This is a genomic window from Phytohabitans sp. LJ34 (assembly GCF_052068095.1).
Classification (GTDB): Bacteria; Actinomycetota; Actinomycetes; order Mycobacteriales; family Micromonosporaceae; genus Phytohabitans.
The window spans coordinates 210,476-233,448 of record NZ_JBQHDG010000005.1 but is presented as its reverse complement, the minus strand read 5'-3'; the positions used below and the strand labels follow the sequence as shown (position 1 = coordinate 233,448).

At 71.4% G+C, this 22,973-nt stretch carries 18 protein-coding genes and 1 tRNA gene; 5 read left to right on the top strand and 14 right to left on the bottom strand.

The window, feature by feature from the left end; translation table 11 throughout:
• Positions 1 to 89: 89 nt before the first annotated feature.
• From ACTMTJ_RS11070 to ACTMTJ_RS11040, 7 genes are all read right to left on the bottom strand, one after another.
• Positions 90 to 2,588 (bottom strand): ATP-binding protein, encoded by a 2,499-nt coding sequence (locus tag ACTMTJ_RS11070; protein WP_441216061.1) that lies wholly within the window; start codon positions 2,586 to 2,588, stop codon positions 90 to 92.
• A gap of 934 nt (positions 2,589 to 3,522) precedes the next feature.
• Complete coding sequence (locus ACTMTJ_RS11065) at positions 3,523 to 4,662, bottom strand: acyl-CoA dehydrogenase family protein (protein WP_441216060.1); 1,140 nt, start codon at positions 4,660 to 4,662, stop codon at positions 3,523 to 3,525.
• Positions 4,663 to 4,676: 14 nt separating this feature from the next.
• A complete protein-coding gene (locus tag ACTMTJ_RS11060; protein ID WP_441216059.1) occupies positions 4,677 to 6,209 on the bottom strand; it encodes an acyl-CoA carboxylase subunit beta in 1,533 nt (510 codons plus the stop codon).
• A gap of 142 nt (positions 6,210 to 6,351) precedes the next feature.
• The gene (locus ACTMTJ_RS11055; protein ID WP_441216058.1) at positions 6,352 to 7,665 is read right to left on the bottom strand and encodes a chaplin family protein; all 1,314 of its coding nucleotides are present in this window, start codon (positions 7,663 to 7,665) and stop codon (positions 6,352 to 6,354) included.
• Between the two features lie 307 nt (positions 7,666 to 7,972).
• Positions 7,973 to 9,097, bottom strand: coding sequence for a hypothetical protein (locus ACTMTJ_RS11050; protein ID WP_441216057.1), 1,125 nt, complete (start codon positions 9,095 to 9,097; stop codon positions 7,973 to 7,975).
• A 130-nt stretch (positions 9,098 to 9,227) separates the two neighbouring features.
• Positions 9,228 to 10,565 (bottom strand): acetyl-CoA carboxylase biotin carboxylase subunit, encoded by a 1,338-nt coding sequence (locus ACTMTJ_RS11045; protein WP_441216056.1) that lies wholly within the window; start codon positions 10,563 to 10,565, stop codon positions 9,228 to 9,230.
• Positions 10,565 to 11,161, bottom strand: coding sequence for a TetR/AcrR family transcriptional regulator (locus ACTMTJ_RS11040; RefSeq protein WP_441216055.1), 597 nt, complete (start codon positions 11,159 to 11,161; stop codon positions 10,565 to 10,567). The genes ACTMTJ_RS11045 and ACTMTJ_RS11040 overlap by 1 nt, the downstream gene beginning before the upstream one ends.
• A 210-nt stretch (positions 11,162 to 11,371) precedes the next feature.
• On the opposite strand from ACTMTJ_RS11040, the gene ACTMTJ_RS11035 reads away from it, so the two are divergent.
• Positions 11,372 to 12,613 carry a YncE family protein gene (locus ACTMTJ_RS11035; protein ID WP_441216054.1) on the top strand — a complete coding sequence of 414 codons (1,242 nt, stop codon included), beginning with the start codon at positions 11,372 to 11,374 and terminating at the stop codon, positions 12,611 to 12,613.
• 1 nt (position 12,614) lies between these two features.
• Here the strand turns inward: ACTMTJ_RS11035 and ACTMTJ_RS11030 are convergent, their stop codons facing one another.
• From ACTMTJ_RS11030 to ACTMTJ_RS11020, 3 genes are all read right to left on the bottom strand, one after another.
• The gene (locus ACTMTJ_RS11030; protein WP_441216053.1) at positions 12,615 to 13,901 is read right to left on the bottom strand and encodes an aminotransferase class V-fold PLP-dependent enzyme; all 1,287 of its coding nucleotides are present in this window, start codon (positions 13,899 to 13,901) and stop codon (positions 12,615 to 12,617) included.
• Between the two features lie 23 nt (positions 13,902 to 13,924).
• Positions 13,925 to 16,036, bottom strand: coding sequence for a hypothetical protein (locus tag ACTMTJ_RS11025; protein WP_441216052.1), 2,112 nt, complete (start codon positions 16,034 to 16,036; stop codon positions 13,925 to 13,927).
• Between the two features lie 100 nt (positions 16,037 to 16,136).
• On the bottom strand, positions 16,137 to 16,922 hold the full coding sequence (locus ACTMTJ_RS11020; RefSeq protein WP_441216051.1) for an SGNH/GDSL hydrolase family protein: 786 nt from the start codon (positions 16,920 to 16,922) through the stop codon (positions 16,137 to 16,139).
• 75 nt (positions 16,923 to 16,997) lie between these two features.
• Between ACTMTJ_RS11020 and ACTMTJ_RS11015 the strand changes: the two genes are divergently transcribed.
• Together ACTMTJ_RS11015 and ACTMTJ_RS11010 are read left to right on the top strand one after the other, a co-directional pair.
• Entirely contained in the window at positions 16,998 to 18,704 is a 1,707-nt protein-coding gene (locus ACTMTJ_RS11015; RefSeq protein WP_441216050.1) for a proline--tRNA ligase, read from the top strand.
• A gap of 28 nt (positions 18,705 to 18,732) precedes the next feature.
• On the top strand, positions 18,733 to 19,158 hold the full coding sequence (locus tag ACTMTJ_RS11010; RefSeq protein ID WP_441216049.1) for a CBS domain-containing protein: 426 nt from the start codon (positions 18,733 to 18,735) through the stop codon (positions 19,156 to 19,158).
• 3 nt (positions 19,159 to 19,161) lie between these two features.
• Here ACTMTJ_RS11010 and ACTMTJ_RS11005 read toward each other — a convergent pair whose 3' ends face one another.
• A complete protein-coding gene (locus ACTMTJ_RS11005) occupies positions 19,162 to 19,731 on the bottom strand; it encodes a YbaK/EbsC family protein (RefSeq protein WP_441216321.1) in 570 nt (189 codons plus the stop codon).
• Complete coding sequence (locus ACTMTJ_RS11000) at positions 19,731 to 20,513, bottom strand: SDR family oxidoreductase (RefSeq protein WP_441216048.1); 783 nt, start codon at positions 20,511 to 20,513, stop codon at positions 19,731 to 19,733. Before ACTMTJ_RS11000 ends, ACTMTJ_RS11005 begins: the two co-directional genes overlap by 1 nt.
• A gap of 70 nt (positions 20,514 to 20,583) precedes the next feature.
• Between ACTMTJ_RS11000 and ACTMTJ_RS10995 the strand changes: the two genes are divergently transcribed.
• Both ACTMTJ_RS10995 and ACTMTJ_RS10990 read left to right on the top strand, forming a co-directional pair.
• Positions 20,584 to 21,390 carry an alpha/beta fold hydrolase gene (locus ACTMTJ_RS10995; RefSeq protein WP_441216047.1) on the top strand — a complete coding sequence of 269 codons (807 nt, stop codon included), beginning with the start codon at positions 20,584 to 20,586 and terminating at the stop codon, positions 21,388 to 21,390.
• Between the two features lie 38 nt (positions 21,391 to 21,428).
• Entirely contained in the window at positions 21,429 to 22,226 is a 798-nt protein-coding gene (locus ACTMTJ_RS10990) for an endonuclease/exonuclease/phosphatase family protein (protein WP_441216046.1), read from the top strand.
• Here the strand turns inward: ACTMTJ_RS10990 and ACTMTJ_RS10985 are convergent.
• Positions 22,201 to 22,857: a TRM11 family SAM-dependent methyltransferase gene (locus ACTMTJ_RS10985; protein ID WP_441216045.1), complete on the bottom strand. Its 657-nt coding sequence runs from the start codon at positions 22,855 to 22,857 to the stop codon at positions 22,201 to 22,203. The two genes, ACTMTJ_RS10990 and ACTMTJ_RS10985, sit on opposite strands and share 26 nt — an antisense overlap.
• A gap of 28 nt (positions 22,858 to 22,885) precedes the next feature.
• Positions 22,886 to 22,961: transfer RNA gene (locus tag ACTMTJ_RS10980), tRNA-Ala, on the bottom strand.
• Positions 22,962 to 22,973: the final 12 nt, after the last annotated feature.

Genomic DNA, 22,973 nt, shown 5'->3' with positions numbered 1-22,973 from the left:
GGGCGTCTCCGTTCGCGCCGCCTACGAAGTGATCAGGGCGTCCTTCAAGTCGGACTCGCGCCGGTTTGAATGGCGTCCTGATCACGCGTTCAGCCGCTGATCAGCGCCCGTTCCCGGGGCAGCAGCGTGATGCCGCCCTCCTTGCAGACCGAGGTCAGCCAGTCCACGGCCGCGCGCCGCGCCTCCGGGTCCTCGGTACTGGCCACGAGCCAGACCAGCGCCTCCGCCACGTCACGCAGGTCGTGCCCGCCGGCGTACGCCTGTGCCGCGGCGTTGAACCACTCGGCGGCGGACTCCTTGTCGCCCCGGTTGAACGCCAGGATCGCCTCGATCGAGGCCGCCTCGCCCGACTCCCCCCGGCCCAGTGCCAGGCGCTCCGGCGTCACCGGCTCGGAAGCGGCGACGAGCTGCCGGATCTCCGCCAGCACCGCCCGCGCCTCGTCGACGTGGCCGGCCTGGGCGTGTGCCCGCCCGATCGTGCCGAGCACCCGCCGACGGTGACCCGGATCGCCGAGCTCGGCCAAAGCCGTGATGGCGCGCCGGCCCAGCGCCTCGGCCTCCGCGTACCGGCCGTCGAGCCGGGCGACCTCGGCGAGGTTGGCCCGGGCCAGCGCGCGCAGCCGGTGCTCGCCGCACTGCTCCGCGAGCCGGTCGACCGCGGCCAGCCGGCGCCGCGCGGCCCGCAGGTCGCCGGCCCGGATCTCGTGCCAGGTGAGGTTGTTCTGGGCCACCGCCATGTCCCGGATCCGCCCCGCCCGGCTGGCCAGCGCCAGCACCGCCTCGCCGTGGCGGCGCGCCTCGTCGTACCCGCCGGTGGTCATCCACAGCGCGCAGAGCAGGCTGCGCGCGGCGAGCTCACCGGTCAGGTCGCCGGCGCGCTGAAACTCCGCCAGCGCCGCCTCGGCCGCCGGCAGCTCCTCCGCGCCACCCCCGTGCTCGGCGGCGAGCTGGCCGACCCCGACGCCGGCCCAGGCCCGTACGAGCGGGTCGGCGTCGGCGGTACGCGGGTCGTCCAGCAGGCGCCGCAGCCACTGCCGCCCCGGCACGTCACGGCCACGGAAGCGCCACCACCGCGGCAGCCCCGCCGCGAGGCGCAGAGCGGTGTGCGGGTCGTCGTTGGCCGAGTACGCCAGCGCGGCCCACAGGTCGCTGGCCACGTCGTCGAGGCGGCTGACCGACGCCGAGAAGTTGCCGCCGGCCAGCTCGGGTGCGGTCCGCGCGGGCAAGGCGGAGAAGACCACCGCGTGCCGCCGCCGGATCCGGCCCAACTCGCCGTTTGCCGCGGCCCGCTCGGTGGCGAAGTCACGCACCACGTCGAGGAGGCGGAAGCGAAAGGGGCCCGAGCCGCGGACGCTCAGCAGCCCGAGCGCGATCAGCCGGTCGAGCAACTCGACCGGGTCTCCGCCGGCGACCTGGCCGGTCTCGTCGGCGAGCATCGACTCGGCGAGGTCGACCGACCAGCGGTTGCGAAACGCGGAGAGCCGCCGAAGCGCCCGCCGCTCGTCCGCCTCCAGCAGCCGGTAGCTCGCCGCGACCGCGTCCCGCAAGGTGACGGTGACCGCCGGCTCGCTCCGCGCGTCGGAGGGCGCCGGCCCCGAAGCCGGGCCGGCCAGGTCGAGCACGCGGTCGCCGTACCGGTTGAGGATCTCGTTGAGGTCGAGCACCCGCCCGCGGGCGGCGGCCAGCTCCAGCGCGAGCGGGAGGCCGCCGAGCCTGCGGACCAGGCCGACGAGCGCGCCGACCTCGTCCGGCTCCAGTGGTTCGCGGCGCACCTGCCTGAGCCGAGCCAGAAACAGCGCCGCCGCCGGGTAGCCGGCGACGGCGTCGAGGTCCGCCTGGACGTCGGCCGGCGGCACCTCCAGCGGCGCCACCGGCCACACCCGCTCCCCGGGAACACCGATCGGGTGCCGCCCCGTGGCCAGCACCCGAAGGGTCGGCGCGGCCCCGGCGAGCCAGGTCAGCGCCACGGCGACGGCGTCCGGCGCCCGCTCCACCGCGTCCACCATGAGCAGGGCCGGCGCACCGGCCAGGCGCCCCGCGAGGTCGGCCGCACGGCCGACGCCGAAGACCGACGCGATCGCGGCCAGCACGTCGTCGGGCGTCGACACGTCCGACACCAGGATCCCGGCGACCCCGGCAGGGTGGACGTTCGCCACACGATGGGCCACGGCCAGCGCGAGCCCGGTCTTGCCGACCCCGGCCAGCCCGACCAGGCTCACCGTGCGGCTGTCCAGCCCGGCGAGCAGCCCGGCCAGCTCCGAGATGTCGCGATCACGCCCGATCAGCTCGCCCGCCGCCGGCAGCTCGACGCCGGCCGGCCCGGACGACCCGACCTCCACGCTCGTCCCCCGCGCCGCGCCGAGAAAGTCGGCCCGCTCCCGACCGGTGAGGCCGAGCGCCTTGGCGAGCAGCTCCACAGTCGTACGCTGCGGGCGGGACCGTCCGCGCTCAAGATCGCGCACCGTCCGGATACCCACGCCGGCCCGCCCGGCGAGCTCGGCCTGGGTGAGGCCGGCCGCCAGCCGCCTGGCGCGCAGCAGCGCGTCAAACGCGGTGTTGCCCTGGTCAGGGCCATGATCCGGGGTCATGGCCAGGAAGAGTACGCATCGGTAGCAACCTTGGGGAGCGATGCGTCGCCTCGCCGACCGGTGGACCTTCGGATACCCGACAGAACGGCCCTCGACGACCCGAAAGTCCCACTCATTCGGTGATCGCGCCCCTACAGGCCGAGGTCGAAGCGCGCCGATCCAGTTTGATTGAGATCTTGAGATTTCGAGCTACCGCGATGTCCATCGTGGTCCAGACCGTCGCTCCCGCGGCCTCACCCGTCCGCCGCTGGTCGCGGTCAACCCCTTTGCCCCACCGGATGCGCGCCGTTTGTCCACAATGCCTGTTGCCGACCAGGCGGCGGGAGACCCGGAACCGGGCTTCGTCGCCCTGAGTAACCGCCGTCGCCGTGCGCGCGGCCCGATATTCGAAATCTTGGAGAGTTAGGGCGCCATATCAACCCTGACTGTCCTAGATCTGGAAGTTCTTACCTGAGCCTGCTGACGCTGCGTCACAGACGGTGGCGGGCGAGGCCGACCCATCGTGCGCGGGCAGGAAACCATGTGGTGCCGTGGACCCGGCCGGTCCTGTCACCCACGCGCCTTGAATGTCCAGGCCAGTTCTTGATCGACTTAGGGCGAGCGGCATTGGGTCCACCGTCGCTCCCGCGGCTCACCCGTCCGCCGCCCGTCACGCTCGCGCGGGCAAGATCATGACAAGATCCCTGATTTTGTTGCCTCCGACCGCCTGCTTGGGAAGCCCGCAAATCAGGGATTTGTTGTCACCATGAGCCGGGCGGCCGGCCGCTACGGGGACCGCGACACAGCAGCCACCGGCGCGGCTACCCGGCCCACGGCCCGGCGCAGCCGCCGGGGTGACCGCGACCAGCGCGGAGGGTGAGGCCGCGGGAGCAGCGGTCTGGACCACGACGGACGCCGCGGTAGCTCAATGGATTTTGATCTTGGCTCGGGAAGTCTAGAGCCCTAGGTCGCGAGCGATGATCATCCGCTGGACTTCCGAGGTGCCCTCGCCGATCTCAAGGATCTTGGAGTCGCGCCAGAAGCGGGCTACCGGGAACTCGTTCATGAAGCCGTAGCCGCCGTGGATCTGGGTCGCCTCCCGGGCGTTGGTCACGGCGATCTCGCTGGCGTGCAGCTTGGCGATCGCCGCCTGCCGCTTGAAGTCGTCGCCGGCCAGCATGCGCGCGGCCGCGTCGTAGTACGCGAGGCGGGCGGTGTGCGTGCGTACCTCCATGTCGGCGATCTTGAATTGGATCGCCTGGAACGCACCGATCGGCTGCCCGAACGCGTGTCGCTCCTTGGCGTACTTGACCGACTCGTCGACGCATCCCTGTGCCAGGCCCACCGCGAGCGCCGCGATCGCGATCCGCCCCTCGTCGAGGATCCGGAGGAACTGGGCGAACCCCCGCCCCCGCTCGCCGAGCAGGTTGGCCGCCGGCACGCGGCAGTCGCTGAACGTCAGCTCGTGCGTGTCCGAGGCGCACCAGCCCACCTTGGAGTACCCGGGCTGCACGGTGAAGCCGGGTGTGCCGGAGGGCACGATGATGGCCGACAGCTCCTTCGACCCGTCGGGGTTTGTGCCGGTCACGGCGGTGACGGTGACCATGGCGGTGATGTCGGTGCCGGAGTTCGTGATGAACGCCTTCGAGCCGTTGATCACCCACTCGTCGCCGTCGAGCACGGCGCGGGTCTGCGTGCCGCCGGCGTCCGAACCGAAGCCCGGCTCGGTCAGCCCGAACGCGGCGATCGCCTCGCCGCTGGTCAGCCGGGGCAGCCACTCCGCCTTCTGCGCCTCGGTGCCGAAGCGGTAGATCGGCATCGCGCCGAGCGAGATCGCCGCCTCCAGCGTGATCGCGACCGACGAGTCGATCCGGGCCAGCTCCTCCAGCGCGAGGCAGAGCGTGAAGTAATCGCCGCCCATGCCGCCGTGCTCCTCGGGGAAAGGCAGGCCGAACAGGCCCATCCGCCCCATCTGCCGCACGATGTCGTACGGGAAGGCGTGCTGCTCGTAGTACTTGCCGATCACCGGCGCGACCACCTCGCGCGCGAACTCCCGCACGCTTTCCTTCAACGCCTCGTGCTCCTGCGTGAGCATGGTCGACTCCTTTGCTAGACGGGCGTCACGCCGTGGCGGCGCTTGGAGAAATGCCGTTCCTTGCCGCGCGCTGCGGCGAACCGGCGGACCAGCTCGTCGCGCAGCTCGTGCGGCTCCACGACCGCGTCGACCACGAGCTCGCTGGCCAGGCGGACGATGTCGATGTCGCGCTCGTACTCGGCGCGCTTGGCGGCCACGAACGCGGCCCGCTCTTCGGGGTCGTCGATGGCCGCGATCTTGTTGGCGTAGACGGCGTTGACCGCCGCCTCCGCGCCCATGACCGCGATCTTCGCGGTGGGCAGGGCGATCGTCGCGTCCGGCTCGAAGCCCGGACCGGCCATCGCGTACAGGCCCGCGCCGTACGCCTTGCGCACCACGACACACATCTTGGGCACCGTCGCCTCGGACACCGCCGTGATCATCTTGGCGCCGTGGCGGATGATGCCTTCCTTTTCCACCGCCGCGCCGACCATGAAGCCGGGCACGTCGGAGAGGAAGAGCAGGGGCACGTTGAACGCGTCGCAGAGCTGGATGAACCGGGTCGCCTTGTCGGCCGAGTCGACGAAGAGCACGCCGCCCTTGAACATCGAGTTGTTGGCCACGACGCCGACCACCTCGCCGGCCAGCCGGCCGAAGCCGACCGTCACTTCGCGCGCCCACAGCGCCTGGATCTCGAAGAAGCTGCCCTCGTCGAGCAGGCCGCGCGCGTACCGCCGCATGTCGAAGGCCTGCCGCTCGCTCTCCGGCACCAGCGCGGCGAGGTCTACATTGGACGGCGCCGCTGCCGGCTCGGCCACGGGCGGCTGCTGCGTCCAGTTGTCCGGTAGGTACGAGAGGTAGCGCTTGACCGTCTCCAGCGCCTCGACCTCGGTCTTGCAGAGGAAGTGGCCGACGCCGGACTCGCGGGTGTGCACCGCCGCGCCGCCCATCGCCTCCAGCGTGGTCTTCTCCCCGGTGACCATCTCGACCATCCGGTCGGAGCCGAGGTACATGCTCGCGTTACCTTCGACCATCGCCACGACGTCGCAGAACGCCGGGATGTACGCACCGCCGGCGGCGGACGGGCCGAAGAGGGCGCAGGCCTGCGGGATCGAGCCCGAGGCGCGCACCTGGTTCCAGAAGATCTTGCCGGCGCCCCGACGGCCCGGGAAGAGGTCGACCTGGTCGGTGATCCGGGCGCCGGCCGAGTCGACCAGGTAGATCATCGGCACGCCGGTCGCATACGCCCGCTCGATGATTCGGATGATCTTCTCGACCGTGCGGGCGCCCCACGACCCGGCCTTGACCGTGGAGTCGTTGGCCATCAGGCAGACCGGCCGGCCGTCGACGGTGGCCTGTCCGGTGATCACGCCGTCGGCGGGGAGGCCATCGGCCAGCGCGTTCGCGTACAGCCCGTCTTCGACGAACGACCCCTCGTCGACCAGCAGCGCTACCCGCTCGCGGGCGAAGAGCTTGCCCTTGGCCGCGTTGGCCGCGTGGTATTTCTCGGCACCGCCCGCGAGGGCGCGCTTGCGCAGCCGTTCGAGCGCCTCACCGTCGAGCGTCACGCCAACCCCTTCCTGAACGATCGTTAGGGTATCACCTCGCGGCGCGCGGAGAAGGCCAGCGTACGCATGAAGGCAGGGCCCCCGCTGGTTGCGGAGGCCCTGCCCATTGTGGTGCTTCAGCGGATCAGAAGATCCCCACGCTTCAGGCGGGAACCTGGTTCAGCAGGCCCATCGGGTCCACGCCGGCGACGTTGACCTTGCTGGTCTTCACGCCGCTGCCGAGGTCACCCGCGACCGGCAGGGAGGAGGTGTCGCCACCGGTGGGCAGGCCGCCGGTGGGCAGGCCACCCGCGAGCGTCCCGGCGAGGCCGCCGACCAGGGGCAGCGACTCCTTCTTGTAGTAGCCGTGGTCACCACCCTTGTCGCTCTTCTTGCCCTTGTAGTGGTGGTGACCGTTGTCGTCGTCGTCGTCCACGTCGACGTCCTGGGCGGCACCGTTGACGCAGGCACCGCTGATGCCCACGCCGACGCCGACCACGCCCACGCCGTTGCCGCAGACGTTGATCGGAATCTGGATCGGCACGTAGGCCTGGTTGCCGTTCAGGATCCCGTCGTTGTCACCCGACACCTGGGCGGTGTCCTCGGTGCGCTTCGACTCCTCGATGTCCGCGTCGTGGATGGCCCCGTTGAAGCAGGCACCGCTGACGCCGACACCGACGCCGACGACGCCCACGCCGTTGCCGCAGATGTTGATCGGGACCTGGATCGGCACGTAGATCTGGTTGCCGTTCAGGATCCCGTCGTTGTCACCGCTCCACTGGAGGGTGTCCTCGGTGCGGGACGACTCCTTGTGGTCGACGTCCTGCGCCGCGCTGTTGATGCAGGCGCCGCTGATGCCGGCGCCGACACCCAGGACACCCACGCCGTTGCCACAGATGTTGATCGGGACCTGGACCGGCACGTAGATCTGGTTGCCGTTCAGGATCCCGTCGTTGTCACCCGACACCTGGGCGGTGTCCTCGGTGCGCTTCGACTCCTTGTGGTCGACGTCCTGAGCGGCACCGTTGGCGCAGATGCCGTTCACGCCGACGCCGACACCGATGACCGCGCCCACGCCGTTGCCACAGACGTTGACCGGCACCTGGACCGGCACGTAGGCCTGGTTGCCGTTCGCGATGCCGTCGTTGCCCCAGCTGAACTGGAGGGTGTCCTCGGTGCGCTTCGCGTTCTTGCGGGACGACTCGGTGCGGGCCGACTCGCGGTGGTCCACGTCCTGGGCGGCGCCGTTCACGCACGCCCCGTTGATCCCGACGCCGACACCGATGACCGCGCCCACGCCGTTGCCACAGACGTTCACGGGGATCTGGATCGGCGCGTAGGCCTGGTTGCCGTTCGCGATGCCGTTGTTGTCGATCGACACCTGAGCGGTGTCGGCCTGCACGGCCGACGGCGCGAACAGGAGCGCACCCGCGGCCAGCACACCGACGCTGAGCGTCTTGCGAACCCAAGTCTTCATGAGAAGAATTGCCCTTCGGTAATTGTCATGAAAATGGCACTGCTATTCGATTGTCGATTTTGCTATTTGTTGCGAGCGACCGTACGAACACGCTCGCCGTCCGGTATTCGGGCGCGATGGAGCCATGGCTGTTCGACCCTGATCCCACCTGTCGACTTGCGCCCAATTCAGTGATCGGTGTACGGGAGATCCACCGCTAGTGAGAGCGGTTCCTGGGATTCGTCCGCACTTCTCCACCTATCCGGAGAGCCGGATGGGGCTGGGCGTCTTCCCGGCCGATCGACACGCGACCGGCACGGGACACCACTTAGTCAGGTGAGACGGTCGGGGCCTCGGCATCGTGCCGCAGGACCGCGACGTCAGTCGTGACCGGCAGCCGGTGGAACGCCACCGTGCTCTGCACGACCGATGAGGGAACGACGGCGAACGCGCCGCCCTCCGCGTGGGATCCTGGCCCACCGGCCGGGATCCCGGCACCCGCCCCGAGGTACGCCCGAAGGGGCGCGGGGAAGTGCCGATCGGGCAGGTTTCCGCTGCCCGGGCGCTCGTCCGGAGATTCGGCCGAGCGCAGCTCCGTGCCGGCATAGCGCCGGTCGCCGGAGAATGAATCGGTGTCGACCTCGGCGAGGCCCACTGTCCGCGTGCCGGGCCCGGCCGCCGAACTGGCTTCGGCCGGCTGCACCCCGACTCCAGGGACTGGTGTGGCCCCCGGGATCAACTCGTACCCCCGCTGCCCCGTCGGGTCGGCACCGAAGGCCGCGCGCGTGACCGAGCCCAGCGTCGAGGTGACCGGCTGTGCCGCGGTGAGCAGCACGCCGGCAACCGGACGCAGGACCCCGTCCAGCGGGGCGACCACCGGGTCGACCGCTCGGGTCAACGGTGTGAGCAGGCCCGTCGGCCCGGCCAACGCACTGGAGAGACCCAGTGGCGTGGTCAGGCCGCGGACCGCGCCGAGCAAGGCTCCGTCACCGGAGCCGGCCCGGTCCCGCGTGGTGCGCGGCTGGGCGGTGGGCGCCTGGGCACCCGCCGGCTCGCCGGCCGCCACGCGGGCGGTGCTGTCCTGGTCGCCATCCGGCCGGGTGGCCGGCTGCGCGGTGACCGGGACGGAGGACGCGGCCGTGGCGCTGGGCAGCACGACCGTGCTAGCCCGCCCTACGTGTACCAGATCGGTCGCGACCAGCGTGGTGTCCAGCGTCTCCGCGATAGGCGAGACGAGAGTGGACTGTCCGGAGCCGTCGACCAGCGAGACCACCGACAGGTCGGTGGGTGCGTCCTCGGCGGGCAGGGCGCCTTCCGCGGCGTGTGCCGAGGCGGCGGACAGGAGCCAGGCCGCTCCCGCCAGACCGCCGACGGCCAGCACGCGCAGGCCGAGGCGGACATGCGCAGGTCGCGTCGCCGTGCGCTGAGTGCGCTCGACTCCCGACCCCGTCATGTCCCGCCTTCCCCTGCGTTACCCGTTCGTGGCGGCGATCCGATCTATTCGGACCGGTTTGACCGCCGCTCGTAATTGGTAACGATACGGGCGCGTGTGGGTCACGCGGCGTATTTCGGGAAAAGTGTTTTTAACGCATCCGGGAGACGATGCCCGTGTCGTAGTCGCCGGAAATGAACTCGTCGTTGTCCAGGATCTCGGCGAAGAACGGTAGGTTGCACTTCGGACCGGCGATCTCGAAACCGGCGACCGCCGCGCGGGCCCGCTCGATGGCTGTCGCCCGGTCGTCGCCATACACGATCAGTTTCGCCATCAGCGAGTCGTAGAACGGGGTGACGGTCGTGCCGGCCGCGTATCCCGAGTCGACCCGCACGCCCTCGCCGGAGGGCTCGACCCACGCCGTGATCGCGCCCGGCCCGGGGAGGAAGCGCTTCGGGTCTTCCGCGTTGACCCGCAGCTCGATCGCGTGCCCGCGCGGCACAAGCCCGTCCGGGTCGAACGTCGGCGGCAGCCCGGCGGCCACGCGCAGCTGCTCCTCGACAAGGTCCAACCCGTACACGAACTCGGTGACCGGGTGCTCGACCTGGAGCCGGGTATTCATCTCCAGGAAGAAGAAGTCGCCGCTGCCCGGGTCGAAGAGGCACTCGACCGTGCCCGCGTTGCGGTAGCCGACCGCCTCGCCCGCTCGCACCGCCGCGGCCAGCAGCCGCTCGCGTAGCTCGGGTGAGACCGCGGGTGAGGGCGACTCCTCCAGCAGCTTTTGGTTGCGGCGCTGCACCGAACACTCGCGCTCGCCGAGCGCCACGACGCGGCCGTCGGCCAGCCCGAGGATCTGCACCTCGATGTGGCGCACGCGCGGGAAGTAACGCTCGATCAGCACGGAGCCGTCACCGAACATCCGCTCGGCGAAGCCGCGCACCTTGTCGTACTCCGTGCGCAGCGCCGCCTCGTCGGCCGCTACGCCCATGCCCATGCCACCGCCGCCGGCGGCCGCCTTGACCATCACGGGGTAGCCGATCGAGGTGGCCGCCTCGACGGCGGCCTCGGCCGTCGCGGCCGGGTCGGTGGTGCCGGGCGCGACCGGCACCCCGGCCGCGGCCATCAGGTTTCGCGCATTGATCTTGTCGCCCATCGCCGTGATCGCCTCGGCGCCGGGCCCGACCCAGATCAGGCCGCTGGCCTCGACGGCACGGGCGAAGTCGGCGTTTTCCGACAGGAAGCCGTAGCCGGGGTGCACCGCCTGGGCGCCGGTCGCCTTGGCCGCGGACAGGATCGCCTCGGTGTTTCGGTAGCTCAACGCGGGATTGGCCGGGCCGACGTTGACCGCTTCGTCGGCCTCCGCCACGAACGGCAGCCCGGCGTCAGCCTCGGAGTGCACCGCGATGGCACGCACACCGAGGCGCTTGGCGGTGCGGATGACCCGGCGAGCGATCTCGCCCCGGTTGGCGACGAGGAGTGACTCGATCATCACTGCCCGACCAGCGCTGCCAGCGTGGCGTCGCGCAGCAGCGCCGCACGGCGCTCGCGCTCGACCTCACCGCCGAGGAACGGCGTCGAGTTCATGAGGCCGAAGGCGGCGTGCGCCAGCACCCGGGCCTCGCCAGCCACGAACTCGGGGCGGAGGTTGGTCAGGACGCTGACCCACTCCTCCACGTACAGCCGCTGGAGGCGCCGGATCTGGCGCCGCGGCTCTTCGGGCAACCGATCGAGCTCGTGCAGGTGCAGCGCGATCACGGCCGGGTTGGCGAGCGCGAACTCGACGTGGAAGTCGATCAGCGACTCCAGCGCGGCGCGGGCGTCGTCAGGGTGGCTTGCCACGCGGGCCCGACCACCCTCGAGGAGGCCCTCGCTGACCGGGATCAAAGCCGCGACGAGCATCGCTTCCTTGCCGGCGAAGTGATGGTAGAGCGCTGGCCCGGTGACCCCGGCGGCTGAGCCGATGTCGTCCATCGACACGCCGTGGTAACCGCGGGCCGCGAAGAGGCCCACAGCGATCTCGATTATCTCGTCGCGCCGGGTCCGCCTACGGGCCGGCGCCGACGACGTCTGCTGCTCCACCGTCACCGGGTCAGCGTAACGAATTGTCAACACACGCATATCATGCGATCGGCGCCCTCTCTCCACCAGCGCTGAGAGAGAAGACTCGCCAGGGCCGCGGCGAGCGCGTCGACCGACATGCCGTCCACAGAGGACACCCGGCCCGAGGTCGAAGGCGTGCCGGGCCGGCACGGCATCGGCCTGGAACCATCACGGTCCGTCACGCCTCTTCCCGGCATGACGAATCGGCGCACAGTCCTCCAGCTCGCCGGGCTCACCGGCGCGGGCGCCGTGCTCGGCGCCTGCGACTCCGGCACCGCGGCGAAGCCCAAGGCCACCCCCGGTGACCTGCTCATCGTGGAGACGAAGGCCGGGCTCTCGGTCGTGGAGGCGGGCACCGGCAAAGCCATGGTGCCGGCGGCGCCCTCGATCATCACCGGCGACCGCACCCGCCTGGTACGCACCGAGTGGACCGGCAAGGGCACCAAGCTCGCCACATACCGGCTGCCCGGCGGCGAGGTGGTCGCCGGCGGCGTGATCCGCGACAAGCTGGACGCGCGGGTGGTCAGCGCCGACGGGCGGCTGGTCGCGCTCGCCTCGCCGGCCGGCCCGCGCAGCCGTACCACCATCGCGGTCGCCGACGGCAGCGGCGAGCGGATCCGCGTCGACCTGATCGGCAACCTGGAGCCGGAGGCGTTCGACGTCACCGGGCAGTACCTGTTCGTCCTCGACTACCTGCCGCCGACCGCGCCGGACCGCTACCGCGTACGCGCCCTCGACCTGCACTCCGGCAAGGTGGAGCCCCTGCTCAACCGCGCGAAGGCGGTGCTGCCGCCAGGTGCCGAGGAGGAGATGCGCGGCCAGGGCCGGCAGGCGGTGTACGACACCAAGCGGCAGCAGCTCTTCACCCTCTACACCCACCAGCCCGACCACCTGCACAGCCGCGACCTGCTCGCCGGTGCCCGGGACTCCGCGCCGCACGTGCACGCGTTCGTCCACACCCTGCACCTGGGCCAGCGCTGGGCGTTCTGCATCGACCTGCCCGAGCCGTTCGGCGTGCGGGCGGCCGAGCGGCACGCGATCGCGTTGAGCGGCGACGGGCTTCGGCTGTGCGTGGTCGACGCGGTCACCGGCACGGTCGCCGTGATCGACCCTGAGGGCCTCAACGTGGTGCGCACGATGCCGCTGTCCGCACCGACCGGCGACGGGCCGGCGACCGCCGCGGTCACCGCCGACGGGCAGCGACTCGTCGTCGGGGGCGGCGACAAGGTCGTGGTGATGCCGTTGGGTGGCTCCGGCTCCCCCACCCGGTGGTCGCCCGGATCCCAGGTGCGCGGCCTGGCGCTGCTCGACGGCGCCGAGCGCGCTTACGTCGGCCAGGACGGCGCGGTCACCGCCCACGACCTGACCACCGGCGGGCTGCTGTCACGCACGGTGGTGCCCGGCCTCGTTTCGGTGCGCCAGGCCGTCGCCCGCTGACCTACGCGAGGGTACGGGCCGCCTTCAGCGCGGCCTCCACGTCGGCTTCGTTGTTGACGATCGTCGTGCCGAACCGGAGCAGCGTGGGCCGGTACGGCGTGGCGCTGGCGACCACCTTGAGCCCGCGCAGGCGAGCCACGGCCTCGTCGACGCTGACGTCGCGCACCTGGCAGCAGACCACGCCGGCGGACAGATCACGGCTCTTCGGCGTGGCGAGCTGAAGCCCGCCGATGCCAGCGAGCCCGTCCTTGAGCGTGGTGGCGAGATCGTGGGTACGCGCCGCGACCCGCTCGCGTCCGATCGCCTTGTGAAAGTCGAACGCCTCGGCCAGCGCCCACCGGTGCTCGAAGCTGTGGTAGCCGCCCGGGGTGGCCGCCGGACCGGGCGGGCTCGCGCCGCCGTCAAAGCCGAGCCACGCGCCGATGCTGCGCCCGTCGAATGTCGGGATCACCGGGGTAAACCGGGCCCACCCGTCGGCCGAGCCCCAGACCAGCCCGGTGCCGCGCGGGCCGAGCAGCCACTTGTGGCAGCCGGAAACGAGGAAGTCGCAGCCGAGGTCACCCGGGCTGACGTCCTCCGCCCCGAAGCCGTGCACCGCGTCGACGCAGAGCAGCACGCCGCGGCCACGCAGCGCGTCGGCGATCGCCCGGATCGGCAGCTTGACCCCCGTGCTCGAGTGCACCCAGGTCACCGCCACCACCTTGGTACGTCCGGTCACCGCGCGGGTCAGGTTGCCCACGATCTCGTCGGTGCTCGCCTTGGCGGAGTCGGCGTAGAGCCGCACCCGGCGCACGGTGACGCCGTCGCGCTCAGCCCGCAGCCGGAGCGACTCGTGCGTGGCGTAGAAGTCGTGCTCGGTGGTCAGCACCTCGTCGCCGGGCTCCAGCCGCAGGCCGGTGTAGAGCAGGCCGAGCCCCATCGTGGTCGAGTCGGTGAACGCGATGTCGTCGAGCCCTGCGTCGAGGTAATCCGCGGCGGCCACCGCCACCCGCTCGTCCAGCCGCGCCTCGTTTTCGTGCAGGTAGCCGATCGGGTCGGCGTCGAGCCCGGCCCGGTGCCGCTCGATCGACGCGCGCACCGGCGCCGGGTGCGGCGCGAACACGAACGTGGACAGATGCGCGATCTCGGTGCTCACCGCGAACTGGGCACGTACGCTGGCCCAGTCCGTGGGAATCAAGGGCGGCGCGCCCGCGGGTGCGGGCGCCGCCGCCGGCTCGTCGTCACAGGCGGCGGCCGCACCGACAAACCCCGCGGCCGCCGCCACTCCCAGCAGGCTTCGCCGTCTCATCCGACCAGCCTGCGCTGTGAAGGTCACAATCCGGACGCGCCTTCCTCCGGCGGCAGCGGCTCCTCGACCAGGAAGAGCGCGGTCCGCTCGGGCGACACCGTGCCGTCGGCTGTGTGCGCCCGCGCGGTCACGGTCATCTCGCCCGCCGCGGTCGGCGCCATGACGACGGTCGCCTGCTGGCTGCCGGGCGTCACGTCGAGCGTCTGCTCGGGGCCGCCGTCGACGCGGTAGGTGAAGCGGACCAGGTCGGGCAGGCCGGACCAGAAGTAGAAGGTCGCCTCGACGCCTGGACCGCCGGTCGGGAACCACTCGTGGTAGACGTCGGAGTACACGCTGGGCCGCAGATCCACCACGCTGAACGAGTAGGTCGCCGGCTCCGACTCGGTGCCGTCCGCACCGACGCTCACCACCGACAGCGTGATCGGGCCGGCTCCGGTCGGCGCCCAGGTCACCGAGGCGCGGCCGTCAGCTTCCGCGGCGACCGTGCGCGCCGCCTCCGTGCCGAAGGTGTAGCGGTATGCCACCACGTCGGGCAGGCGCGGAGCGAACGTGAATACACCGGGAACTCCCTGGCCGCCGCTCGTCTGGCCGTCCGCGTAGACGGTCGCGGTGATGTCGGGGCCGGTCTTCACCTGGAACGTGTACGTCACGGTGCCGAGCCGGCCGGCGGCCGTGACCGTCGTGACGCGAAGCGTGTGCTGCCCGCCGCTGTTGACGACGATGGACACCTCCGCGCCCCCGTCGGCCCCGGCCGTCACCGTCTCGGTGGCGCCGTCATCGAGCCGGTAGTCGTAGGCCAGGACACCCTCGGTGGTCGGCTCGAACGTAAACCGGCTCGCCTGCCCCAGCATGCCGATCTCGCCGGTGACCGCGGGCAGGGTGTGGCTGACCGTAAACCAGTATTCCGTGGCCGGTGAACGGTTTCCGGCGGCGTCGATGCTGTTTACCGTCAGCCGCTTGCTCCCCCACGCGGTCGGCGTGAACCGGAACGTGGCCGGGCCGCCCGTACTCTCCGCCGGGACGGAGGTGAACGTGATCCCGCCATCCCAGCTGGCCCGATAGCTGACGACGTCGGCCGTGCCGTTGGGAGTGAAGGTGAAGGCGCCTTCGATGCCGGGACCGCCGTGCAGCTGGCCATCGCTCGGATAGTCCGATGAGGACACACTGGGCGCGGCCGGGCGCTGGAGGTCCATTGTGAAGTAACAAGGCTCGGTCCAAGCCGAGGACGTCTGCGGGTCGAGCGCGCGCACCTGCCACGCGTACGTCTGGCCGTGCGCCAGCAAGGTCTTCGGGTAGACCGCCGTCCGCACCGCGGTGCCCGCGTTGCCCAGCCGGACCATGCGCTCCTCCGGCCGGTCGACCGGCCACACCGCAAACTGTCCCTCGACCCGGTCGGGGAACCCGGCCTGGTGGTCTGGGTCCACGATCCGGGCCGACAGCGCCACATCGGTGTCACCGTGCAGCCGGCCTGGGGCCTGCGGCTCACAGGGCCAGTCGGTGTGCACCATCAGGTCGGTCGGCACTTCCGGCGACGTGTTGTACCGCACCGTCAGGCGGGCGCCACTGGCCAGCCAGATCCCTTGCGCCGGATCACGCTCCACATCGGACGGCAGCTGCACCGCGAGGGTCAGCGTCTGGCGCCCCTCGGCCACCGCCTGGCGCAGGCCCTCGACCGCGTCCCACTCGATGCGCGGCGCCGGGCACGGCCGCGGATACGTTGTCGTGTAGAGCAGGCCGAGCGACGCGGGCGGCCGCCGCCAGCTCGACCGCTCGGTGAAGTCTTCGGTGCGCCACAGCTCGATCGGCGGGCGCTGCGTGCAGTCTTCGGCCTTTGTCTGCGCGCCGACGAACATCGCCGACTCGATCGTGGTGCCGCGGAAACGGCTGATGTCGAACGTGAAGTAGGCCCGGGACCTGTGCCGGCGGCCCTGGTCGTCGCGCCATGTACCGACCGGGGCGTCTCCCGCGCCGTCGATCGTGATTCGGTGTGGATGGCGGGCGTCGACGGATGCCCACGACACCCGGGTGATCGTGGTCGTGCCCACCGCGGCCGCTGGCTGCGCGGTCGCGACCAGGGCTCCGGCGGTCAGGACGGGCGTGGCCGCGGCGGCGACCAGCCTCCAAAAAGAGCGCATCGAACCTCCCCGAACTGCGCCGGCTACCCCAACTGCGCCAGCGGTGGGGGGAGGGTACAGAGCGGGTATGACTGTGCGCGATCCCTTATGGACAATGCGGCTAAGCCTGGCGTTCCTGCTCTACCGGGGCGAGTGTGGGGCGTTTCGCACTGATGAAGTCACCCGAGGACCGCCCGGTGAGGCGGCGCTTGACCCACGGCGCCAGGTAGCGCCCGGCCCACCGCAGGTCGGACGCGCGGGCGGCCAGCCACGGCGTCCGCTCCGGGCGCGGCGGCACCAGCAGCCACTCCTCGTCGCAGCCGACGCCGAGCGCGTTCAGCACGTGCCCGGCCACGCGCCGGTGGCCGAGCTCGGACAGGTGCAGGCGATCGACACTCCACATAAGAGGGTGGTGGAACGCCTCGTCATGGTTGAGGTTGACCAGGGTCGCGCCGGTCGCCTCGGCGGCCTGCTCGACCGCCTGGTTGAGCTGATTTCCGCGCGGCAGGGTGATCCGCGAGCCGGGCAGCCGGGTGACCCACGCGTCCGAAAACCGGAAGAGGATCACGTCGGCGCCACCGCCGCGCAGCTCCGCGATCACCTTGAGGAAGCGCTCGATCAAGACACCCATGTCGAAGTTGCGGCGCAACATGTCGTTGCCACCCGCCGCGAAGCTGATCAGGTCGGGGCGCATCGCGAGCGCCGCCGGCACCTGCTCGGCCACCACGCCGGGGAAGAGCCGCCCCCGGATCGCCAGGTTCGCGTAGCGGAAGTCCGGCCCGACCTCGGCCGCCAGCCGGGTCGCCACGAGATCCGCCCATCCACGGTAGACACCGCCCTGCGGGTACGGATCGTCCATCCCCTCGGTGAAGCTGTCCCCGACCGCCACGAAGCTGCGCCATCTCACGACCGCAAGTCTCGCACCATCCCGGGACGGCGTAATCCCGGTGCCCCGGACAGTGACGGGGCCTACGCTGCGCTCATGTTGCTGCGGATGTCCACGCTCTTTCTTCGTACGCTGCGCGAGGACCCCGCCGACGCCGAGGTGCCGAGCCACCGGCTGCTGCTGCGGGCGGGCATGATCCGGCGGGCCGCTCCGGGCGGGTTCACCTGGCTGCCGGTGGGCAAGCTGGTGCTCGACCGGGTCACCCAGGTGGTCCGCGAGGAGATGGCGGCGATCGGCGGCCAGGAGCTGTCGTTTCCGGCCCTCCTGCCGCGCGAGCCGTACGAGACGAGCGGCCGCTGGACCGCATACGGCGCGGACATCTTCAGGCTCAAGGACCGCCGCGGCGCCGAGTACCTGCTCGCGCCCACCCACGAGGAGATGTTCGCGCTGCTCGTACGCGACACGCTCAACTCGTACAAGGACTTCCCGGTGATCCTCTACCAGGTGCAGAGCAAGTTTCGCGACGAGGCGCGGCCGCGGGCCGGCCTGCTGCGCGGGCGGGAGTTCCTGATGAAGGACGCGTACTCCTTCGACCTGGACGAGGCCGGCCTCGCTGAGGCGTACGACAAGCACCGCGGCGCGTACCAGCGGATCTTCGACCGGCTGGGGCTCGACTACACCGTCGTGGCCGCGATGTCCGGCTCGATGGGCGGGTCGGCGTCCGAGGAGTTTCTGGCCGCCTCGCCGGTGGGTGAGGACACGTTCGTGGGGTGCACCCACTGCGACTACGCGGCCAACACGGAGGCGGTGATCACGCCCGCGCCGGCGCCGAGCGATCCCGCGATCCGCCCGGCCCTGGAGGTCCACGACACCCCGGACACACCCACGATCGACACCCTGGTGGAGCTCGCCAACGCCCGCCGGCTGGGTGGGCGCGCCGACTGGACGGCCGCCGACACCCTCAAAAACGTCGTGGTAACGGTCACACCACCCGGCGCCGACCCGTACCTTCTCGTCATCGGCGTGCCCGGCGACCGCGAGGTGGATCTCAAGCGGGCGGAGGCCGCGCTGCATCCGGCGGGGGTGGCCATGTTCGACGCTTGGTCGACCCGGCCGGACCTGGTCCGCGGCTACATCGGGCCGCAAAAGCTCGACCAGCGCTACCTCGTCGACCCGCGGGTCGTCCCCGGCACCTCCTGGCTGACCGGCGCGAACGAGCCCGGGCGCCACGCGGTCAACGTGGTGTGTGGCCGCGACTTCACCCCGGACGGCACGATCGAGGCGGCCGAGGTGCGGGCCGGCGACCCATGCCCCGGCTGCGGCTCCGGCACGCTCACCATGCGCCGCGGCATCGAGATCGGCCACATCTTCCAGCTCGGCCGCCACTTCACCGACGCGTTCCAGGTGGACGCGCTCGGCCGGGACGGCAAGCCGGTGCGGCCGTTGATGGGCTGCTACGGCATCGGCCTGTCGCGTGCGGTGGCGGCCATCGCGGAGCAGCACCACGACGAGCGCGGGTTGGTGTGGCCGCGCGAGGTGGCGCCGTTCGACGTGCATGTGGTCGCGGCCGGCAAGGACCTCGGTCCCGCGGCGGTCGAGCTCGGCGGTCGCCTCGCCGCCCGTGGGCGGCGGGTGCTGGTCGACGACCGGGCACAGGTCTCCGCCGGGGTGAAGTTCACCGACGCCGAGCTGATCGGCATCCCCGAGGCCGTCGTGGTCGGCCGCCGCTTCGCCGAGGGGTACGTCGAGTGGCGCGACCGGGCCACCGGGGAACGCACCGAGGTGCCGCTCGACCACGTGTAGCGGCGGCCCATCCGGGTACGAATAGCTCATGGGTACCCTGACTGTGCGCGACGTGATGACCAGGCAGGTCGTCTACCTGCCCGCCGAGACCACTGTGGACGAGGCCGCTCAGGCCATGCGCACGGCCGACATCGGCGACGTCGTGGTGACGGAGGGGCCGGCGCTTGCCGGCATCCTGACCGACCGCGACATCGTGGTGCGAGCCGTCGCCGAGCGGCAGGACCCCGGCCAGATGACCGTCGGCTCGATCGCGAGCACCGACCTGGTGATGATCCAGCAGGACGCCAGCCCTCAGGAGGCGGTCCGGTTGATGCGCGAGCGGGCCGTGCGGCGGCTGCTCGTGTGCGACGCCGACCGCCAGCTCGTGGGCGTCGTCTCGCTCGGCGACCTGGCCATGCGTCTGGACCCGTCGTCCGTCCTGAGCGACATCAGCGAGGCCTCGCCCAATAATTGATCTTCAGGTTTCACGTGCAACGGTATCGACGGCCTTGGCTAGACCTTCGATGACCTGCGCGCGGGGCAGTGCGCTGAGCGCGGTCCCGGGCAGTGCGATCTTGCTGTGCCGCACACCAGAGCCGATGATCACGTACCCCGCGGCGGCCACGCGGGAGTCGACGAGGACCGGCCAGTCCTCGGGGAGGCCGATCGGAGTGATCCCGCCGTACTCCATGCCGGTCAGCTCCACCGCCTCCGCCATCGGCGCGAAGCTCGCCTTGCGCACGTCGAGCATCTTGCGCACGACTCCGTTGACGTCGGCCCGGGTGGTGGCCAGGATGACACAGGCCGCGTAGCGGGTCACGCCCTCGCGCTTGCCGGCGACGACGACGCAGTTCGCTGAGATGTCCAGGCCCACCTCGTACGCCTCGCAGAACGCCGCCGTGTCCGCGAGCGTCGGGTCGATCGGCGCCACCAGCACCTCGTCGACGCCCACCGGCGCGTTTGCGGGCCAGGCGTCGAGGGCGGCGGCGGTGGACGCGGCAAGGAGGTCCGGGCGGCTGCGGGCCGGCTCGGTCTTCAAGGTCCCTATCACGCCTGCGAGTCTCGCACCGGCTTGTACCTCTCGGCGAGGTACTCCTCCCACGTCCGCGTGCCAGTGGGCTGGGCGGTGGTCGTGAGCGCGCCCTCCCGCATCGCTCGCAGTGTCTTGCCGGGCAGGCGAAGCGACAGCACCGGCCGGCGCTTGCCCGTCGCGCGCAGCCAGGAGCGCACGATCTCCTCGGAGGTCCGCACCTCCGGCCCACCGAAGTCCTCCACCCGCCGGCTCGGCCCGGCCGCCAGCAGCCCCGCGATCCGGTCGGCGACGTCGCGCGGGTCCACTAGCTGCACGGTGATGCCGGGGTCGGCGACAAGTACGCCCAGGCGGCTCGCGACCGGCAGGAAGCGTTCGTCCACAAGCTGTGGAAACTGGGTGGCGCGCAGGATCGACCAGGGCACCGGGCCAGCCTGGAGCACCTTCTCGGCGGCCAGCTTGTGGCGGTAGTAGCCGAACGGGATCCGGTCGATGCCGACGATCGAGACGTACACGAGGTGCCGCACGCCGGCCCGCTCGGCCGCGGTCGCGAGCCGCCGGGTGCCGGCGACGTCCACCTCGCCCGCTTTGCGGTACTGCGTCGTCGCGGAAGCCAAGTGGACCACCGCGTCCACGCCGGCGACCGCTTCCGCCAGGCCTTCTCCGGTCGCGAGATCCGCCCGCACCCAGCCCGGCCTGGCACTGCGGCTGGTCCGGCGCACGTCCTGGCCGTCCTGTTCGAGCCGGGGCAACACGGCTTGCCCGAGTACCCCGCTCGCACCCGTCACGAGAACCTTCATGCCGTGTGGACGAGCGGGGCGGGTCGAACGTGACTTGACGACGCTAGCTAATGTTGTTAGCTTTTTAGCTATGACAAGTAGTTACCTGGAGCGCGGCGAGGGTCGGATCGCTTACGAGGTGCACGGCGAGGGGCCGCTGGCCGTGTGCGTGCCCGGCATGGGCGACCTGCGCTCCGCATTCCGCTTCACCGTCCCGGCGCTGCTCGAGGCGGGCTACCAGGTGGCGACGATGGACCTGCGCGGCCACGGAGAGAGCGACGACGGCTTCAGCGCGTACGACGACCCCGCGGTGGCCTCCGACATCCGCGCCCTGGTCACCCACCTCGGCGGGCCGGCGCTGCTGGTCGGCAATTCGATGGGCGCGGCGGCGTCGATCATCGCGACCGCCGAGGCGCCCGAGCTTGTCGCCGGCCTCGCCCTGTTGGGCCCGTGGGTGCGCGACCCCAAGCCCAACCCGGTCATGCGCCTGGTGCAGCGCCTGATGCTGGTCAAGCCGTGGGGCCCGGCCGCGTGGCGGGCGTTCTACAAGACGCTCTACCCCGGCCGCCGCCCCGACGATCTGGCCGCCCACCTCGACCGCATCGGCGCCAGCATGGGGCGCGGCGACCACTGGCGCTCGTTCGTGCGCACGACGGCCACCAGCCACGCCCCGGTCGAGGCCCGCCTCGACGACGTGCGCGTGCCCGCGCTGATCGTCATGGGCGAAAAGGACCCGGACTTTCCCGACCCTGCGGCCGAGGCCCGCTTCGCGGCCGAGCGCCTGCGCGGCGAGCTCCTGCTGGTGCCCGACTCCGGCCACTACCCGCAGGCCGACTCGCCCGACCTGGTCAATCCGGCGGTGCTCGCGTTCGCGGCCAAGGTCTTCGGCCGGTTGTAGCCGTGCGGACGCCCGCCGCCGGCGTGATGATGGCGGGCATGCGCGTTGCGACGCTCAACCTCTGGTGCCGGCGCGGCGACTGGCCCACGCGGCGGAAGGTCCTGGCGGACGGCTTCCGCGAACTGCGGCCGGACCTGATCGCGTTTCAGGAGTCGATCGTCACGGACGACTACGACCAGATCGCCGACCTGCTGGGCGATGGCTATGAGATCCACCACGGCGGCGCCCGCACACCGCACGACGGCGCGGGCACGACGATCGCCAGCCGCTGGCCGGTGACGAAGCTGCACGAGCGGGACCTCAGCGTCACCTCGCGCGTCGACCCCGCCGAGCCGTGGATCGGCCGGGTGTACGCCGCCGAGGTCGACGGCCCGGAGCCGCTGCTCTTCGTCAACCACAAACCCTCGTACCCACTGCACATGGAGCTGGAGCGGGAGCTCCAGGCGGTGGCCACGGCCCGCATGGTGGAGGATCTGCTCGGCTCCGGCCAGCGACACGTGGTGCTCGCCGGCGACTTCGACGCCACGCCCGAGGCGGCGAGCATTCGCTTCTGGTCCGGCAAGCAGTCGCTGCACGGCCTGAGCGTCTGCTACCGGGACGCCTGGGAGCAGGCACACCCCGGCGAGCCGGGATACACGTTCGCGACCCGAAACCCGCTGATGCGCTGGGATTGGGACCGGCGGATCGACTACGTCTTCGTGCGCTGCGAGGCCAAGGGGCCCACGCTGCGGGTCGACCGGTGCGAGCCGCTCTTCGCCGACTCCGTGGATGGCGTGTGGGCGAGCGACCACTTCGGCGTGGTGGCCGACCTCAGCCCGCGGCCTTCTCGTACGTGAGGCAGTAGTCGCCGCTCAGACCGGGCAGCAGCGCGTCCCAACACAGAAACGTCTCCTGCCGCAGCACCAGATGGCGGCAGAGCACCCGCCCCATGTCCCAGGCCAGCGGCGTGATGAACCCGTCGTCCTCGAGGTTGGCCACGTTGACCACCGCGCGGCCGCCCGGCCGCAGCAGCCCCGCCACCTGCCGGAAGACATCGCCGATCTCGGCCAGGTAAGTCACGTAGTCGCCGTCCAGCGTCTCGTACGCGGTCAGCGGGTTTTCCGGATGGTCGGTCGCGGTCATGTACGGCGGCGAGGTCATGCACAGGTCGATCGGCCCGTCGACGAGGGCGGCGAGATTGCGCGCGTCGCCCTGCACGACCCTGACATCGCCACCGGCCAACCGGCCCCGGATCAGGTCGACGCGCTCGTCGAGCAACTCGACACCGATCGCCCGGCGCCCCATCCGCTCGGCCACCACCAGCGTGGTGCCGAAGCCGGCGAACGGGTCGAGCACCAGGTCGCCCGGTGACGTGTACTCCTCCAGCGCGGCCTCGACCAGCGCCTCCGGGTAGTGCACGTCTTCGTCGGCGCCCTCCGGGCGCTGCGCGATCAGGTCGGTCGCCTTCAGGTACAGCCAGGGTTTCACTGCGCCAGTATCCGACCGCAGCGCTCCATGGTGGAGCCGAGGGGACTCGAACCCCTAACCCCTGCCTTGCAAAGGCAGTGCTCTGCCAGTTGAGCTACGGCCCCCGCTGGCGGCGC